Genomic DNA, 16,035 nt, shown 5'->3' on the forward strand with positions numbered 1-16,035 from the left:
CCGACCTCCGGAAGTGGACATTACCGGGGGTTAACAACCCGCGGAATTGTCCACTTCGCGGGGTGGGGTGACGTCGCGGGGGCCTTCGTGCGACGTTCGCGGCGGTCGGCCTCCGCGCCGGGCCGGCTCAGCCAAAGGCGAGGTATTTTCCCGGCTTTCCGGGTTCGAGCAACTCGAACTTCAGGGTCAGGTCGGTGCGGCTGAGGAGGTCCACTTGCTGTTCGAACCGTTCGTTGGTGACGTACACGGTTCGCGGGAGCCTCCATTCCCCGTGGAACCATGCGCGGAGCGCGGCGAGCAGGCGTTCGTCCATTGACTTCTCCATCCGTGACAGGCGACACCAGAAGTAGACAACCGCGTCCACGTGCGCCCACTCGTCGTCACCGACCGGAGTCACCGTGGATTTCGCGAGGAATGTGGCGCTGGTGGGAAAGACGTAGACGCAGCCCAGGCATTCGGCGCCACAGGGGTCGAGCACGGTGTACGTGAACGCGCGGTGCGCGGCATGGCGCAGTTCGAGTTCGACGAGGTCTTCTCGGTTTGCCAGAACCGTGAAGTCGTCTTCGGGCCACGTTGACTGTTCCCAGGCCCGCAGGTGCCCGCGCGTTTCCATCACGGCGGCATAATCCGCCTCCGCGTCGTCGGCCGTGATCGGACGCAAGGAAAACTCTTCGGTCCTCAACTCGGCGGGAACCGGTGCGGTTGGATCGGTGAAGGTCAAGTGAGCCTCCTTCGGCGGGGTATCCCCGACTGTAGCTTCAGGAAGCCGCCGATACGGCAAATCCGCTCGGCAACCCGCCCTTCAAACCTCCGTAAGTGGACATCACCGGGGGGTAACAACCTGCGGAATTGTCCACTTCGCGTGGTGGGGAGGCTGGCAATAGCGACCCTGAGCGTGGTGGCCCGGGTCACAGTCCGCGCGTTCCGGGGATAGGGTCGAACCACCGCCTTAGCCACCGAAAGGATCAGCACAGTGACCCTGTTTGCCATCACCAACGCCCACGTCGTGCCCATCGAAGGGGAACCGTTCGACGGGACCGTGGTAGTCCGCGACGGGAAGATCTCCGCCGCCGGGCGTGACGTCCGCATCCCGGACGACGCCGACGTGCTGGACGCCGCCGGGCAGTGGCTGCTGCCCGGCTTCATCGATGCTCACGTGCACCTCGGCATGCATCCGGAGGGCGAAAACGGCTCCACCTCGGACGTGAACGAGATGACGGACCCGATCATGGCCGCGGTCCGGGCCATCGACGCCGTCGACCCCTTCGACATCGGCTTCGACGACGCCCTGGCAGGCGGCGTGACGACCGTGAACGTCAACCCGGGATCGGGCAACCCGGTGGGCGGGCTGGCGGTGGCGCTCCACACGCACGGCCGGTACATCGAGGAAATGGTCCTGCGCTCCCCCAGCGGCCTCAAGTCGGCCCTCGGCGAGAACCCGAAGCGAATCTACGGCGAGCGCAAGCAGACCCCGTCCACCCGGCTGGGCACGGCGATGGTCATCCGGAAGGCGTTCATGGACGCGCGGAACTACATGGCCAAGGCCGATACGCAGGCCATCGACCCCCAGCTCGAGGCGCTCGCCATGGTCCTGCGCCGGGAGATCCCGTGGCGCCAACACTGCCACCGGGCGGACGACATCGCCACGGCCCTGCGGCTCGCCGACGAGTTCGGCTACGAGCTGGTTCTGGACCACGGCACGGAGGCGCACGTACTCGGGGACGTCCTCGCCGAACGCGGCGTCCCGGTGCTGATCGGCCCGCTGTTCACGACGAAGTCAAAGGTGGAGCTGCGCGGCCGGTCACTGGCAAACCCCGGCAAGCTCGCGCGCGCCGGCGTCGAGATCTCGATCATCACCGACCACCCGGTCATCCCGATCCACTTCCTCATCCACCAGTGCACGCTGGCCGTGAAGGAGGGCCTCGACCCGGTGACGGCCCTGCGCTCCGTCACCATCAATCCGGCGCGGGTGTTGGGGCTTGCGGACCGCATCGGGTCGATCGAGGAGGGCAAGGACGCGGACCTGGTTCTGTGGTCCGGGGACCCGCTCGATGTGATGCAGCGTGCGCTGCGCGTCTGGATCGGCGGCCGCCAGGTCATGGAGTACGACGGCGAGGCGCACCTTCCCCGCGTAGTTCCCCGCAGCGCGGCGTAAGACACCGGCCCCGGCCTTAACCAACGGAAGTGGACATTACCTCGGCTAACGAACCGAGGTAATGTCCACTTCCGTTGTGGGTGGGAGTGGCTAGGCCGCGGCGGTGGCCAGCTGCGCGGCGCGGACCTCGGCGAAGCTCTTGGTCCACGGAACCAGCTGGTCCAGGACGGGAGCCAGGGACGCGGCCTGCTGCTCGGTCGGCTTGAAGGTGGTGAACTCCTCGAAGTCGGTGAAGAGCGAGAACATCCCGGTCTTCTGGACGTGGGCGACCTGCAGCTCGGACAGCACGTGGCGGAGGTGCTCCACCGAGCGGGCGCCGAAGGCGGATCCGTACGCGACGATGCCGGCGGCCTTGTTGTTGAACTCGGCGTTCACGAAGGACAGCGCGTTGGCCAGGGCCGGCGACACGGAGTGGTTGTACTCCGGCGTGACGAACACGAAACCGTCGAACTCGGCGACCTTCGCGGCAAAGGCGATCGTGTGGTCCTTCTCGTAGTTCTGGTAGGCGGCAGGGTAGGCCTCGTCCAGCAGCGGCAGCTTGAAGTCGGCGATGTCCACGAGCTCGTAGGTCGCGTCCCCGCGCTGCCGGGCCTGTGCGAGAACCCATTCGGCCACGCCGAGGTTGACCCGGTTCGGGCGGGTGGAACCGGTGACGACGGCGATGCGCGGCAGGCTTGCGGCCTCGGGCGCGGCGGCGACGGGGGCAGCGGGAGCGACGTCGGCTGCCGCGGAACGAGCGGGATCACCGGCGGCGTGGGCGCCGGCCGCAGGGATGGACTTGCGGAAGAGCTTGGAGAACCAGGACATGCGCGACCTCCGGGGCCTAGGAGTTTATAATTGAACTTTCAATTATCATAGTTCACGACGAGTGAACCGTCAACCATTTGTTCTGCCGTGGCCCAATTCGCGTGCCCTTCGAACCTCTCGCGCCCCTTAAACCACGCGAAGTGGACGGTTCCACACGTTGTAACTCGTGGAACCGTCCACTTCGCGTGGCGGTGAGGCGGGGTGAGTCGGGGCGGGCGGGGCGGGCGGGGCGGGCGGGGGTTAGAGCTGGGCAAACGCCTGCTCGAGGTCCGCGATGAGGTCCTCGGCGTCCTCGATGCCGCAGGAGAGGCGCAGCAGATTAACCGGGACGGCCAGTTCGGTGCCCTTGACGGACGCGTGCGTCATCTCCGAGGGGTAGTTCATCAGTGATTCGATGCCGCCGAGGGACTCTGCAAGCGTGAACAGGCGGGTCGCCTCGGCGATCTTCCGCGCCGCGGCCTCGCCGCCGGTGAACTGCACGGAGACCATGCCGCCGAAGCCGCGCATCTGCCGCTTCGCCAGTTCGTGCCCGGGGTGGTCGGGCAGCCCCGGGTACAGCACCTTCTCCACCTCGGGCCGCGTGAGCAGCCACTCGGCGACGGCCTGGCCGTTCGCGGAGTGGCGGTCCATGCGCACGCCCAGGGTCTTGAGCCCGCGCGTGGTCAGGAACGCGTCCAGCGGTCCCGAGACGGCGCCGACGGCGAACTGGATGAAGCCGATCTTCTCCGCCAGCCCGTCGTCGTTGACCACCACGGCGCCGCCGACGACGTCGGAGTGCCCGCCGATGTACTTGGTGGTGGAGTGCACCACGATGTCCGCCCCGAGGTCCAGCGGCTGCTGCAGGTACGGAGACGCGAAGGTGTTGTCCACGACCAGGAGGGCCCCGGCGTCGTGCGTGATCTTGGCGATCGCGTCGATGTCGCTGATCTTCATCATCGGGTTCGACGGCGTTTCCAGCCACACGAGCTTCGTCGGGTTCGCCTCGACGGCGGTCCGCACGGCATCGACGTCGGACATGTCCACCGGCTTGTTGCCGATGCCCCACTCCCCCAGAACGCGGCTGATCAGCCGGTAGGTGCCGCCGTACGCGTCGTTGCCGAGCACGATGTGGTCGCCGGGGCGGGTCAGCGCGCGGATGATCGCGTCCTCGGCGGCGAGCCCCGAGGAGAAGGAGAACGCGTGCCGGCCGTTTTCGACGCCCGCGAGCTGCTGCTGCAGCGAGTCGCGCGTCGGGTTCGTCCCGCGCCCGTACTCGTAGCCCTCGCGCAGGCCGCCGATGCCGTCCTGCGCGTAGGTGGTGGAGAAGTGCACCGGGGGAACGACGGCGCCGGTGCGCGGCTCGAAGTCCTGCCCGGCGTGGACGGCGCGGGTGTTGAAGCCCGTGGTGGGGTTGCTCATCGTCTGCTCCTTAGTGGGTGAGGTAGTTCAGGAGGTCGTGGCGGGTGACCACGCCGATCGCGTCGCCGTCTCGCGTGACCAGGAGGGCGTCGTGGTGCTGGAGCTTGCCGCGCGCGTCGGCGATGGACTCCTGCGCCCCGATCAGCTCCATGGGAGAGGACACCAGGTCGGCGATCGCGTCCGTGAGCGCGATGTCGCCGCGGAACAGGCCCGCCGTGAGCGTCCGCTCGTCGATGCTCCCGCGCACCTCGCCGATGCGCACGGGAGGTTCGGCGGACAGCACGGGCAGCGTGGAGACGCCGTATTCGTTCATGATCCCGATGACGTCCCGCACGGATTCCTGTGCGTGCGTGTGCACCAGGTCGGGCAGGTCGCCCGCCTTGTTGGCCAGTAGCGCGGCGACGGTGTCCTGCCGCTCGTCCTCGGCGAATCCGTAGGAGCGCATCCACTGGTCGTTGAAGATCTTCGCGAGGTAGCCGCGCCCGCCGTCGGGCAGGATCACGACGACGACGGCGTCCTCGGGCAGGTCCCGCGCCGCGCGCAGGGCGGCGACCACGGCCATGCCGGACGAGCCGCCGACCAGCAGGCCCTCCTCGCGGGCGAGCCGGCGCGTCATGGCGAAGGACTCGCCGTCGCCGACGGCGAGGACCTCGTCAGGGACGGACGGGTCGTAGTTGCCCGGCCACATGTCCTCGCCGACGCCCTCGACGAAGTAGGGGCGGCCGGTGCCGCCGGAGTACACGGAGCCGTCGGGATCGGCGGCGATCACGCGGACCGGTCCGGACGCGCGGTCCTTCGAGACCTCCTTGAGGTACCGCCCGGTGCCGGTGATGGTGCCGCCGGTGCCGGCGCCGATGACCACGTGGGTCACGGTTCCGTCGGTGTCGCGCCAGATCTCCGGGCCCGTGGTCTCGTAGTGGCTTTCGGGGGCCGCCGGGTTGGAGAACTGGTCCGGCTTGTACGCCCCGGGGATCTCGCGGACCAGCCGGTCGGAGACACCGTAGTAGGACTCGGGGGAATCCGGCGCGACGGCGGTGGGCGTCACCACGACCTCGGCGCCGTAGGCGCGCAGCACGTCGCGCTTCTCCTCGCCGACCTTGTCCGGGGTGACGAAGACCGTCTTGTAGCCCTTGAGCTGCCCCACCATCGCCAGTCCGACGCCGGTGTTCCCCGACGTCGGCTCCACGATGGTGCCGCCCGGCTTCAGCGCGCCGGACGCCTCCGCGTTCTCGACCATCTTCAGCGAGATCCGGTCCTTGATGCTGCCGCCCGGGTTGAGGTACTCGAGCTTGACCAGGACGGTCGCCTTGATGTCGCCGGTGACGTGGGCGAGCTTGACGAGGGGCGTCTTGCCGATGAGATCCAAGACGGAGTTGGCGTATTTCATGCCCAAGACTCTACCCGCGGGTCAACTCGGGCGCCCCACCGGACGAAACCCGCCGTCATTCCCGCGGTGTCGGCGCCGGGTGGCACCATGGTGGGATGACCCTCCACGCCCCGGCCGTCGATGCGCGCCTGCCCGCGGCCGCGGCCGAGGCCGCGTCCACGTGGACCGCCGCCGGGCCGTACTCGCTGGCGTCGACGCTCGGTGTCCTGCAGCGCGGAACGCACGATCCGTGCGTGCGCGTCGCCGGCCAAGCGGCCTGGTTGTGCTTCGACACCGACGCCGGGCCCGCATCGCTGCACCTGGCGGCGTCGACGCACCCTCCGGCGTCGGCCACGGAGGCGGGCACGACGGCGGCGGGCGCCGGCACGACGACGGTGGCCATCCGCGCGTGGGGCCCCGGGGCCCGGGCGGCGCTCGCCGCGGCACCGCGGCTACTCGGCGCCGACGACGACTGGACCGCGTTCGACGATGCGCGCTACCGGGATGGCCTGCCCCGGATGGTCTCCGAGGCGCGGCGCCGCCACCCGGGCCTCCGGCTGCCCGCGACGGGGCGCGTGTTCGACGCCCTGGTGCCGGTCATCCTCGAGCAGAAGGTGACCACCATCGAGGCCCGCCACGCGTGGCGCTACCTGGCCCGGAAGTTCGGCACCCGCGCGCCGGGGCCGGCTCCGGCGGACATGCGCATACCGCCCGGCCCGCACGGGCTGCGCCGGATCGGCAGCTGGGACTGGCACGCCGCGCGCGTGGACATCTCCCGCCGCACCACCATCCTGCGCGCGGCGGAGTCCGCCGCCGGGCTGAACCGGCTCGGCGCCCTCCCGCTGTCCGCCGGTCCGTCCGCCAAGCTGCAGACCGTGCCGGGCATCGGCCCGTGGACCGCGGCCGAGGTCCTCCAGCGCACCCACGGCGACCCGGATTCCGTCTCGGTGGGCGACTACCACCTGGCCGCGTACGTCGGCCATGCCCTCGCGGGACGCACGACGGACGACGCCGGCATGCTGGAGCTGCTGCGCCCGTGGAACGGCCACCGCCAGCGCGTGGTCCGGATGATCGGCCTGTCCGGATTCCGCAAGCCCGCCTTCGGCCCCCGGTTGGCGCCCGAGGACCACCGGCCCCGCTGAGGGGGGCGGGTCAGCGTCCGATCAGTTCCAGCGCCTCCTCGCGCATCTCCACCTTGCGGATCTTGCCGGAGACGGTCATCGGGAAGGCGTCGCGCACCTGCAGGTACCGCGGGATCTTGTAGTGGGCGATCCGTCCCGCGCAGAATTCGCGCAGCGCCTCGAGCGTGAGCGGCTCCGCACCCTCGTGCAGGATGACGCACGCCATGAGCTCCTCGCCGTACCTTTCGTCCGGGACGCCGATGACCTGGACGTCGCGCACGGCCGGGTGTCGGTAGAGGAACTCCTCGATCTCCCGGGGCGAGATGTTCTCGCCACCGCGGATCACCATGTCCTTGATGCGCCCCTCGATCCGGACGTAGCCGCCGTCGTCCATGGCCGCGAGGTCCCCGGTGTGCATCCAGCCCTCGGGGTCGACCGCATCTGCCGTCTTGTCGGGGTCGTTCCAGTAGCCGCGCATGACCGCGTAGCCGCGCGTGCACAGTTCGCCGACCTCGCCGCGCGGGACCACGGCGCCGGTGCCGGGGTCGACGATCTTCGACTCGAGGTGCGGCATGGTGCGCCCCACCGTCTGCGTCCGGCGTTCCAGCGAGTCGTCCGCGCGGGTCATCGTCGAGACGGGCGACGTCTCGGTCATGCCGTAGCAAATGGCCACACCGGCCATGTTCATCTCCCCGACCACGCGCTCCATGACCTCGGTGGGGCACGTGGAGCCGGCCATCACGCCGGTGCGCAGGGTGGAGAGGTCGTAGTCGCCGAAGTCGGGCAGCGCGAGCTCGGCGATGAACATCGTCGGCACCCCGTAGAGGCTGGTGCCGCCGTGCCGCTGGACGGCGTCGAGGGTCTCGGCGGGCCGGAACGTCCGTCCGGGCAGGATGGTCGCCGCTCCATGCGAGAGCGCGGCGAGGTTCCCGATGACCATTCCGAAGCAGTGGAAGAACGGGACGGGCAACACCACGCGGTCCTCCGGCGTGTAGGAGAGCAGCTCCCCGATGTGGAACCCGTTGTTGAGGATGTTGTGGTGCGTGAGCGTCGCGCCCTTCGGGAAGCCGGTGGTGCCCGAGGTGTACTGCAGGTTGATCGCGTCCGCGGGTGCCAGGGCGGACATGAGGGTCTCCAGCGCATCCTGTCCGACGTCGCGCGCGCCGTCCAGCAGCGATTCCCAGGGCACGTCGCCGTCGTACGGCTCGGTTGCCGGGACCCCGCCGGGGCCGGGCAGGAGGACCAGTTCCCGCAGGCCCGCCGTCCGGGCGCGGACCTCCCGCGCCATCGCGGGGTAGTCGCTGTTGGCGTCCGCCGGCGCGACGACGAGGGCGCGCATCCCGCACTGTTCGGCGACGAATGCGAGTTCGTGCATCCGGTAGGCGGGGTTGACGTTGACCAGCACGACCCCGGCCTTCGCGGTGGCGTACTGCAGCAGGGTCCATTCGGCGCAGTTGGGGCTCCAGATGCCCACGCGCTCGCCGCGGCCGATGCCCGCAGCGATCAGCGCCCGGGCGATCGCGTCCGTTTCCCGGTCCATCCGCGCGTAGGTCCAGACGCGTCCCGTCGACGCCTCGACGATCGCCTCCCGATCGGCGTGCAGCGCCGCGACCCTCCGGAAGTTGGCCCCAATGGTTTCCTCCAAAACGGCCATCCCCTCACCTCCCCGGGTGTGGGAATCCTGCTGGCGGTGAGCTTCGGGCTGGGTCATCGTCGACTCCTCGGGATTCTGCGGCAGACTGTGACTCAGAACATATCAGCCGGGCCACACATCAGCCTGGCCGGGCCGCCGCGGAGGGACAGAGCATGCACAACGAGGAACGGAACGTCGCGAGGCTGCGGTTCCTGGCCGCACCCATGGACGTCGGACACAGCGGAACGGTCGACGCCGGAACGATCCTGGAGTGGGTCGACAAGGCCGCCTACGCCGCGGCGGTGGCCTGGGCGAAGGCGTACTGCGTCACGGCCTACGTGGGCAACATCCACTTCGCGGACCCCGTGCAGATCGGGGACATGGTGGAGCTGGAGGCGCGGATCGTGCACACCGGCCGATCCTCGATGCACATCCTGACGACGGTCACCTCCGGGGACCCGCGCACCTTCGGGGACGCCGGGGTGCGCGCCGACGCGCGCAGCCAGTGTCTGGTCATCTTCGTGGCGGTGGACGGGGACGGCCGGCCGACGGCGATTCCGCCTTTCGTCCCCGGCACTACCCTCGAACGCGAGCAGCAGGAACACGCGATCGCGCGGATCGGGGTACGCGAGAAGATCGTGGAGGCGATGGGCCGCGTCTCCTACACGGAGGAGGGGACCGGGGAACGCGTCGTGCTGCGGTTCCTGGCCGCGCCGTCGGACGTCAACTGGGGCGGCAAGGTCCACGGCGGCATCGTCATGGCGTGGATCGACGAGGCGGCGTACGTCTGCGCCACCCGCTACTGCGGCCGCGACACGGTGGCCGTCTTCTCAGGCGGGGTGAGGTTCTACCGCCCGCTGTTCATCGGGCACGTGGTCGAGGTGGAGGCGCGGCTCGTCTACACGGGCAACAAGGGCATGCACATCGCGGTGCACGTGCGCTCGGGGGATCCCACCGCGCGCGAACTGGAACTGACCACGTCTTGCATGACCGTCATGGTGGCGCGCGACGACCGCGGGTCCGCCGTCCCGGTTCCGGCGTGGACCCCGCGGACCGCGGAGGACCGGGCGCTGCACGGCCACGCCCGCGACCTGATCGCCATCCGGGGAGCCGCCCCCGGGAACCGTCTCCCTAACCACGTGCTGTCGGCGGGGGACGAATAAGCCGCCCTACTTAGCGGAGGCGTCCTCTGTGGCGGTTTCCTGGGACGCCAACTGGGCGTGCACCTCCTGCATGTCGATGCCCTTGACCGCGTCGACCAGGTCCGTGAACTGCGAAGAGCCCATGGCTCCGGGCTGTGAGAAGACCAGCACCTTGTCGCGGAACGCCATCAGCGTGGGGATCGAGGTGATGCCCGCGGCGGCGGCCAGGCCCTGCTCGGCCTCGGTGTCCACCTTGGCGAACACGACGTCGGGAAACTGCTCCGACGCGGATTGGAAAACCGGAGCGAACTGCTTGCATGGCCCGCACCACTCCGCCCAGAAGTCAACGAACACGATGTCGTTCTCCTCGAGCGTCTGCGCGAATTGGGCCTCGGTGATATCGATGGTTGCCATAGGGCAACGGTAGCCGCTCCGCATGGCGCGTGTCTCTCCCCTTGGCCCGACGGTGGAATGTGGACGGTGGTCGGTGCAGGGTTATCCACATTCGGCGGCGGTGGCCCCTCCGGGCGCGCCTTGGCGCCTAGCCTCGGAATCCCAGAGGCACCTACGAGAGGAACGGGCCATGCCGCGCCGCACCCTGTTGATCATCCTTGAGAAGCGCTTGCTGCGCGACGCGATTTCCGAGGGCCTGGAGTTGGCCGAACGCTACCGGGAACTGCCCCCGGGGGTCCCGGAGGGCACCCAAAGCGAGCTCTACGCCGTCGGCGAGGCGGCGCGGATCCAGCGTCGGACCAAACCGCCGCGCACCCTCGCAAGTCCCTCGCCCGCGGGGACCGGGGTGGGTCCGATCCATGCCATCTGGGCCGGCGGACAGTGGCTGACGCCCGCGGGATGCTCCCCCGCCCCGCCGGACGCGAACGGCGCGACCGACTGGCAATGGGCGCACTACAACGCCGTCATGGACGCGGACCCCGGGGCACACCTGTTGCTTTGGGACCTGTGCTGGAGGGCGGAGGAGAACCGGATGGCTGCCTGAGGATCCGGGGAAATCCGGGGTCGGATCCTTCCGGAACACGCGCGGAACGCGAAGAACCCCGGACCGTGGGGTCCGGGGTTCTTCGGTGGTCCGTTGCCGGACGGTGGTGGCAGATACTGGATTCGAACCAGTGAAGGCAATGCCAGCTGATTTACAGTCAGCCCCCTTTGGCCGCTCGGGTAATCTGCCGAACGCTCCGTAATGGAACGAGAAGAAACTTTACCTAAGATTCGGCGCAGAATCGAATCGGACCCGGATGCGGGACCGCCGGGCCGGGAACCGCGCCTGCCGGTAGGCTGGATCGCAGCAGAAACCGACCCAAAACAGGAGGACTTCCATGGCGAGCGATTCCACATTCGATGTTGTCAGCAAGGTCGACACCCAGGAGGTGTCCAACGCCCTGAACCAGGCGCAGAAGGAGATCGCCCAGCGCTACGACTTCAAGGGCGTCGGTGCCGAGCTCGACTTCAGCGGCGAGAAGATCCTGATGAAGGCCAACTCGGAGGAGCGCGTCAAGGCCGTCCTCGACGTGTTCCAGACCAAGCTCGTGAAGCGCAACATCAGCCTCAAGTCCCTCGATGCCGGCGAGCCGTACGCCTCCGGCAAGGAGTACCGCATCGAGGCCACCATCAAGGAGGGCATCGCCCAGGATGTCGCGAAGAAGATCAACAAGCTGATCCGCGACGAGGGGCCCAAGGGCGTCAAGTCGACCATCCAAGGCGACGAGCTCCGCGTCTCCTCGAAGTCCCGCGACGACCTGCAGGCCACCATGACCCTGCTGCGCGGCTTCGAGGAGGCCGATCTGCAGTTCGTCAACATGCGCTAGGCTGCCGTCGGCCGCCCGCGGGTCAGCGCCCCGGCGGGCGGCCGGCCATCCCCTCCAGGCGGGCGATCCGGTCCGCCATCGGCGGGTGGGTAGTGAACAGCTTCTTGGCTCCGCCGAGGAACGGGTTCGCGATCATCAGGTGCGACGTGTTGACGAGCCGCTGGTCCTCGGGCAGCGGCGCGCGCTGGACTCCCATCTCCAGCTTGCGCAGGGCCGAGGCCAGCGCCAGCGGATCGTTGGTCAGCTTCGCGCCGTCCTCGTCGGCGTCGTACTCGCGGGTGCGGCTGATCGCCATCTGGATCAGCGACGCCGCCAGTGGCGCGAGCAGCGCGGTGGCGATCATGGCCAGCGGGTTGACGTTGCGGCGGTCGCCGCCGCCAAAGAAGAGCATGAACTGGGCGACGGACGTGATGACGCCCGCTACCGCGGCCGCGACGGACGAGGTGAGGATGTCGCGGTTGTAGACGTGCATCAGTTCGTGCCCCAGCACTCCCCGGAGTTCCCGCTCGTCCAGCAGCTGCAGGATGCCTTCCGTGCAGCAGACCGCCGCGTTCTGCGGATTGCGTCCGGTCGCGAACGCGTTCGGGGCGGCGGTGGGCGAGATGTAGAGCCGCGGCATCGGTTGCTGTGCCACGACGGAGAGTTCCCGCACGATCCGGTACATCGCGGGCTGCTCCAGTTCGGTGACGGGGCGGGCCTGCATGGAGCGGATGGCGATCTTGTCGCTGTTCCAGTAGCCGTAGGCGGTCGTCGCGACGCCGATGAGCGCGAAGATCCAGATGAACGACGAGTTGCCCGTTCCGGAGGCGATCAACCCGCCGATCGCCAGCAGCAGCGCGAACATGCCGCCCAGCAGTCCGGCGGTTTTCAGCCCGTTGTTGTGGTTATGCACCGATCGTCACTCCCTGTTCGTGCGCGGGGCACCGCACCGTGCGGACCCGCCTACATCTAATCTAGTCAACGCCGGCGCCGGCCGCGGTGTTCCGCCAGGCACCAGCTACGGTGTCCCGCTACGGCACCGGACGGCGCGAATCGTAGGCGAGGAATCCCGGCTGCCAGCGCATCAGCCCGGCGGCCAGCGCAATACAGGCGACGCCGCCCACAACGAGCGTCCACCCCTCGCCGATGCCGGTGGCCACGCCCCCGGAGACCAGCTCCCCCATGCGGGGACCGCCTGCCACCACCACGATGAACACCCCCTGCAGGCGTCCGCGCAGGTGGTCCGGAGTCGCGGACTGCAGGATCGTGGTCCGGAAGACGGAGCTGACCGCGTCCGCTATGCCCGCCGCGGCCATGCACGCGGCGGCGGCCCAGACCCAGCGCGTGGCCGACCCGTCGTCGGGCAGCGGATCCCGCCCCGCGAGGAGAACCACGACGCCGAATCCTCCGACGCTCGCGCCCCAGGCGGCCACGGACCAGAACACGGCGAAGCCCTGCCGGTGCACGCGGCCCAGCGGCCCGGAGAACACCCCGACGAGGAACGAGCCGAGCGCCGTGGACGCCAGCATCAGTCCCACGGTGGTCTCCCCGCCGCCGATCAGGACCGCCCCGACGGCGGGCAGCAGGGCCCGCGGGGCCGCCGTGACCATGGCGACGAGTTATGTTGACCTTGCGATTATGCCGACCGGTGGTCCGACAGGTCCTTGGTTCCGGGGGAATCGGCGAGAGATGGTCGGCATAATGTTCAGAGCTTTGCGAGGAATCGCATGAGTTCTCCGTCTGCGTGGTACCGGCCCGGTGCCGGGCCTGGGTCGAGGGCTATCTTTGCCAAGGCCTCCTCCTTGGCCCGGAGGTCTGCATGGAGGTAGATCTGTGTCGTTTCAGGTGATTGGTGGCCCAACCACATGGCGATCACGTTGATATCAACGCCGGCTTGGAGCAGCAGCATCGCGCATGTATGCCGCAAGGAGTGCGGGGTGATGTTCTTGCCCACCAGTGACGGGCATTTCAGGGCAGCGACCTGAAGATGGACTCGCAGAATTTTCGCTATGGCGTCGCGACTGAGCCGGTGCCCGGTCACCGTCCCGAATACAGGCTGTTGACCAGCCAGGGCGCATTCGCTGATCCACCGGCCCAGCATCGTTTGTGTTGGCGAGGCAAGCGGGGTCCTTCTGGTCTTGCGTCCTTTCCCGACGCATTGGACGTAGGATCCTGTCGGCCGGACGTGGACATCGCAGGCGTTCAAGCCGGCCAGCTCGGAAACCCTGAGCCCGGTATGGATGGCCGTGAACAGCATGATGTGATCGCGCCGCCCGTGCCACCGCGTCTGGTCCGGCGCCGCCAAGAGCGCCAGGACTTCGTCATGGTCCAGATACTCCACCAGGTAGTTGGTCCGCCGTTTGGTGCCGATCGACAGGACCTCTGCGATTCGCGAGGCCTGCGCCGGTTCCCGAAATGAGGCGTACCGGTAGAAGGAGCGGATCGCCGCCAGCCTGGCGTTGCGGGTGCTGACGCTATTTCCTCGCTCGGTTTCCAGATGGTTCAGAAAGGAAGCGATGACCCGGGCATTGCAGATCTCGAAAGTGATCGTTTCGGGGCGGTGCCCCTCCACCTCGTCCAGGTAGCGCAACAACAAGACAAACGTGTCACGATACGCGGCGAGGGTATTGGTGCTGGCCTGTCGCTCGGCGATGAGCTTGTCGGTGAAGAACGCTTGAAGCAGTGCGGGAAACGAGTTCATTGGTGTTCCTCCTGAAAACCCAACGATGCGCTAAGCCGTTCGGCGGCCAATCCCATCAGCTCAAGGGTGCCGGTCAGATACCAGAAGGTTGATTTCGGGTCCACATGCCCCAGATAGGTGCTCAACACCGGCATCAAGGCTTCAACGTCTTCCCCGTTTCGGTACCATTCGGTGAGTGTTCGGGTGGCAAAGGTATGCCGAAAATCATGGAGACGGGGCAGGGGCCTTCCAGGTGCCGTGATGCCTGCAATGGCGAGCAGCTCCGGGAAGCACTGAGTCGGGGATTGCTCCTTGAACCGGACCTTGCGGACATTGACAAAGAACGCCGTGGTTTCTCCCTGGCCACCCAGATACCTGTCGCGTTCCTGGCGGTAGTGCGCCAGCGCCTTGACGGTGCTTGGATGCAGCGGGACTTCCCGGGACTTGTTGAATTTGGAATCCACGACGTGGATGAGGCCATGGTCAAGGTCCACATCCTCCAGATTCAGGCGGTGCACCTCTCCGGTTCGCATGCCGGTCACGGACAGCAACCCGATGAACGTTGACATCGTCTTGCCCCTGAAGGGCGGCAGCAGCGCGGAGGCTGCCCTCATCAGCGCATCCACCTCGACGTCATCGTAAATATATGGCAGCGACCTCCGGGCTGGGGCCGGGAGAATGTCAGAGGGCGGGATCTGATGCCTCGGATCAAGGGCGTTTGCATGCCGGGCAAAGATCCGCACAATCATCAATCTTCGCCCCCATGTATAGGCGAGTTCACTGCGAGGTGCCTCGTCCTTCGCCCATTGCACCGCCAAGGCCGTGGTGATCACCGGTTCATGCTGTTCCTGCATGAACCGCACGAAGCTATGCAGGGCCGTGGAGAATGAGACCAACTTGAAGCCCAGGTGTCGGCGCATCCGAAGGTAGTCCTCGGCAAGATCAGCCAGGTCAAAGGACTGTGGCGTGTTCATGACCTCACCTCCGGCCAAGGGCGAGCCAGCGCCGAGAGGCGCTTCAGATCCGTTTTGGCGTAAATCGCGGTGGACAAGGAACTGTGGTGGCGCAGTACTTTGCCGATGTCGGCCAGGCCAGATCCGGAATCCAGCATTCGGATCGCCACGGTATGCCGCAGCCTGTGAGCCCCAACCTTGGGAAGGGCCGCCCGTTCGCTGACCCTGCTCATCACAGCACTGATAACTCCGGGAGTGACCGGACGGTATGGTCGGCGCATGGTGATGAACAATGATGGGCAATCGCATGTGGGACGCGCATGAAGCAAGTAGTCCCGCAGTGCTTCCCCCAACTCGCTCAACAAGGGCAGTTGCTCCCGCTGGTTTCCTTTCCCGGTGACCGAAAAGGTCCCGGAATGCCAGCCGATGTCCTCGAGGGACAGACGGGACACTTCTATTCGCCGCATGCCCAGCCGTGCCATGAACAGCACCATTGCACGGTCGCGGATCCCCACGGCAGTATCCCGGTCAAAACCGGCCAGAAGCGCGTCCACCTGTTCAATGCTCAGGCCTCGAGGCACGCTGGCCAGTCTCCAGCCGGCCACGGCAGGGACGGCATCTGACAACGACCGAGTCGTTACCGCGTGAACATGCAGGAAACGCAGAAATGAACGCAACGCCCGGTGCCGGTTCTTCAAGTAGTTGCGTGAATAGCCGTGTTCGGCATTCGCAGCCACAAACCGAAGCACCATGGCCGCATCGAGGCGTTCCAACGCCGAATCCACCGGGTCCGGCAACCACTGCAGGAACTTTTCAGCATGCCAGACTTCGGTTTCGACGCTGGCATCAGCCAAACCCCGTTCCAAATGCAGCCATTGCCCAAATTCGGTGAGAACACTCTGCCCATCGAGACTCATGACGATCCTCCGATCAACCGGTGCCCAATGGACGGGCACCCTGGAAAATCAGGGAAGCACA

General features: G+C 67.6%; 15 protein-coding genes, 1 tRNA gene and 1 pseudogene. 5 read left to right on the top strand and 12 right to left on the bottom strand.

Annotation, left to right across the window (positions count from 1 at the left end):
• Nucleotides 1–127: 127 nt before the first annotated feature.
• Nucleotides 128–721: a GNAT family N-acetyltransferase gene (locus AC0QSG_RS07855; protein WP_475377198.1), complete on the bottom strand. Its 594-nt coding sequence runs from the start codon at nt 719–721 to the stop codon at nt 128–130.
• Nucleotides 722–973: 252 nt separating this feature from the next.
• Here AC0QSG_RS07855 and AC0QSG_RS07860 point away from each other — a divergent pair, with 252 nt between their 5' ends.
• Nucleotides 974–2,155 carry an amidohydrolase gene (locus AC0QSG_RS07860; RefSeq protein WP_475377199.1) on the top strand — a complete coding sequence of 394 codons (1,182 nt, stop codon included), beginning with the start codon at nt 974–976 and terminating at the stop codon, nt 2,153–2,155.
• 90 nt (nt 2,156–2,245) lie between these two features.
• Here AC0QSG_RS07860 and AC0QSG_RS07865 read toward each other — a convergent pair whose 3' ends face one another.
• The 3 genes from AC0QSG_RS07865 to AC0QSG_RS07875 all read right to left on the bottom strand — a co-directional run bounded on the left by AC0QSG_RS07865 (nt 2,246) and on the right by AC0QSG_RS07875 (nt 5,747).
• Entirely contained in the window at nt 2,246–2,827 is a 582-nt protein-coding gene (locus AC0QSG_RS07865; protein WP_475377291.1) for an NADPH-dependent FMN reductase, read from the bottom strand.
• 375 nt (nt 2,828–3,202) lie between these two features.
• A complete protein-coding gene (locus AC0QSG_RS07870; RefSeq protein ID WP_475377200.1) occupies nt 3,203–4,360 on the bottom strand; it encodes a cystathionine gamma-synthase in 1,158 nt (385 codons plus the stop codon).
• A 10-nt stretch (nt 4,361–4,370) separates the two neighbouring features.
• Complete coding sequence (locus AC0QSG_RS07875) at nt 4,371–5,747, bottom strand: cystathionine beta-synthase (RefSeq protein ID WP_475377201.1); 1,377 nt, start codon at nt 5,745–5,747, stop codon at nt 4,371–4,373.
• A gap of 95 nt (nt 5,748–5,842) precedes the next feature.
• On the opposite strand from AC0QSG_RS07875, the gene AC0QSG_RS07880 reads away from it, so the two are divergent.
• Nucleotides 5,843–6,868: a DNA-3-methyladenine glycosylase family protein gene (locus tag AC0QSG_RS07880; protein WP_475377202.1), complete on the top strand. Its 1,026-nt coding sequence runs from the start codon at nt 5,843–5,845 to the stop codon at nt 6,866–6,868.
• A gap of 10 nt (nt 6,869–6,878) precedes the next feature.
• On the opposite strand, the gene AC0QSG_RS07885 is transcribed toward AC0QSG_RS07880, so the two are convergent.
• The gene (locus AC0QSG_RS07885) at nt 6,879–8,558 is read right to left on the bottom strand and encodes an AMP-binding protein (RefSeq protein ID WP_475377203.1); all 1,680 of its coding nucleotides are present in this window, start codon (nt 8,556–8,558) and stop codon (nt 6,879–6,881) included.
• A gap of 95 nt (nt 8,559–8,653) precedes the next feature.
• Here AC0QSG_RS07885 and AC0QSG_RS07890 point away from each other — a divergent pair, with 95 nt between their 5' ends.
• Nucleotides 8,654–9,643, top strand: coding sequence for an acyl-CoA thioesterase (locus AC0QSG_RS07890; protein ID WP_435728804.1), 990 nt, complete (start codon nt 8,654–8,656; stop codon nt 9,641–9,643).
• Between the two features lie 6 nt (nt 9,644–9,649).
• Here AC0QSG_RS07890 and trxA read toward each other — a convergent pair whose 3' ends face one another.
• Complete coding sequence (gene trxA, locus AC0QSG_RS07895) at nt 9,650–10,036, bottom strand: thioredoxin (protein ID WP_435728806.1); 387 nt, start codon at nt 10,034–10,036, stop codon at nt 9,650–9,652.
• 169 nt (nt 10,037–10,205) lie between these two features.
• Between trxA and AC0QSG_RS07900 the strand changes: the two genes are divergently transcribed.
• A complete protein-coding gene (locus AC0QSG_RS07900) occupies nt 10,206–10,619 on the top strand; it encodes a hypothetical protein (protein WP_475377204.1) in 414 nt (137 codons plus the stop codon).
• A 104-nt stretch (nt 10,620–10,723) separates the two neighbouring features.
• On the opposite strand, the gene AC0QSG_RS07905 is transcribed toward AC0QSG_RS07900, so the two are convergent.
• Nucleotides 10,724–10,808: transfer RNA gene (locus AC0QSG_RS07905), tRNA-Tyr, on the bottom strand.
• Nucleotides 10,809–10,956: 148 nt separating this feature from the next.
• On the opposite strand from AC0QSG_RS07905, the gene AC0QSG_RS07910 reads away from it, so the two are divergent.
• A complete protein-coding gene (locus AC0QSG_RS07910) occupies nt 10,957–11,445 on the top strand; it encodes a YajQ family cyclic di-GMP-binding protein (RefSeq protein ID WP_435728808.1) in 489 nt (162 codons plus the stop codon).
• Between the two features lie 22 nt (nt 11,446–11,467).
• Here AC0QSG_RS07910 and htpX read toward each other — a convergent pair whose 3' ends face one another.
• The 5 genes and pseudogenes from htpX to AC0QSG_RS07935 all read right to left on the bottom strand — a co-directional run bounded on the left by htpX (nt 11,468) and on the right by AC0QSG_RS07935 (nt 15,974).
• Nucleotides 11,468–12,337: a zinc metalloprotease HtpX gene (htpX, locus tag AC0QSG_RS07915; protein ID WP_435728810.1), complete on the bottom strand. Its 870-nt coding sequence runs from the start codon at nt 12,335–12,337 to the stop codon at nt 11,468–11,470.
• A 118-nt stretch (nt 12,338–12,455) separates the two neighbouring features.
• A pseudogene (locus AC0QSG_RS07920) lies at nt 12,456–13,043 on the bottom strand (MFS transporter); the annotation flags it as partial.
• Between the two features lie 86 nt (nt 13,044–13,129).
• Nucleotides 13,130–14,125 carry a tyrosine-type recombinase/integrase gene (locus AC0QSG_RS07925; protein WP_475377205.1) on the bottom strand — a complete coding sequence of 332 codons (996 nt, stop codon included), beginning with the start codon at nt 14,123–14,125 and terminating at the stop codon, nt 13,130–13,132.
• On the bottom strand, nt 14,122–15,078 hold the full coding sequence (locus AC0QSG_RS07930; RefSeq protein ID WP_475377206.1) for a tyrosine-type recombinase/integrase: 957 nt from the start codon (nt 15,076–15,078) through the stop codon (nt 14,122–14,124). The genes AC0QSG_RS07925 and AC0QSG_RS07930 overlap by 4 nt, the downstream gene beginning before the upstream one ends.
• Nucleotides 15,075–15,974, bottom strand: a complete 900-nt coding sequence (locus tag AC0QSG_RS07935; RefSeq protein WP_475377207.1) for a tyrosine-type recombinase/integrase — start codon at nt 15,972–15,974, stop codon at nt 15,075–15,077. Before AC0QSG_RS07935 ends, AC0QSG_RS07930 begins: the two co-directional genes overlap by 4 nt.
• Nucleotides 15,975–16,035: the final 61 nt, after the last annotated feature.

The sequence above is a fragment of the Arthrobacter sp. LT660 genome (assembly GCF_056172845.1).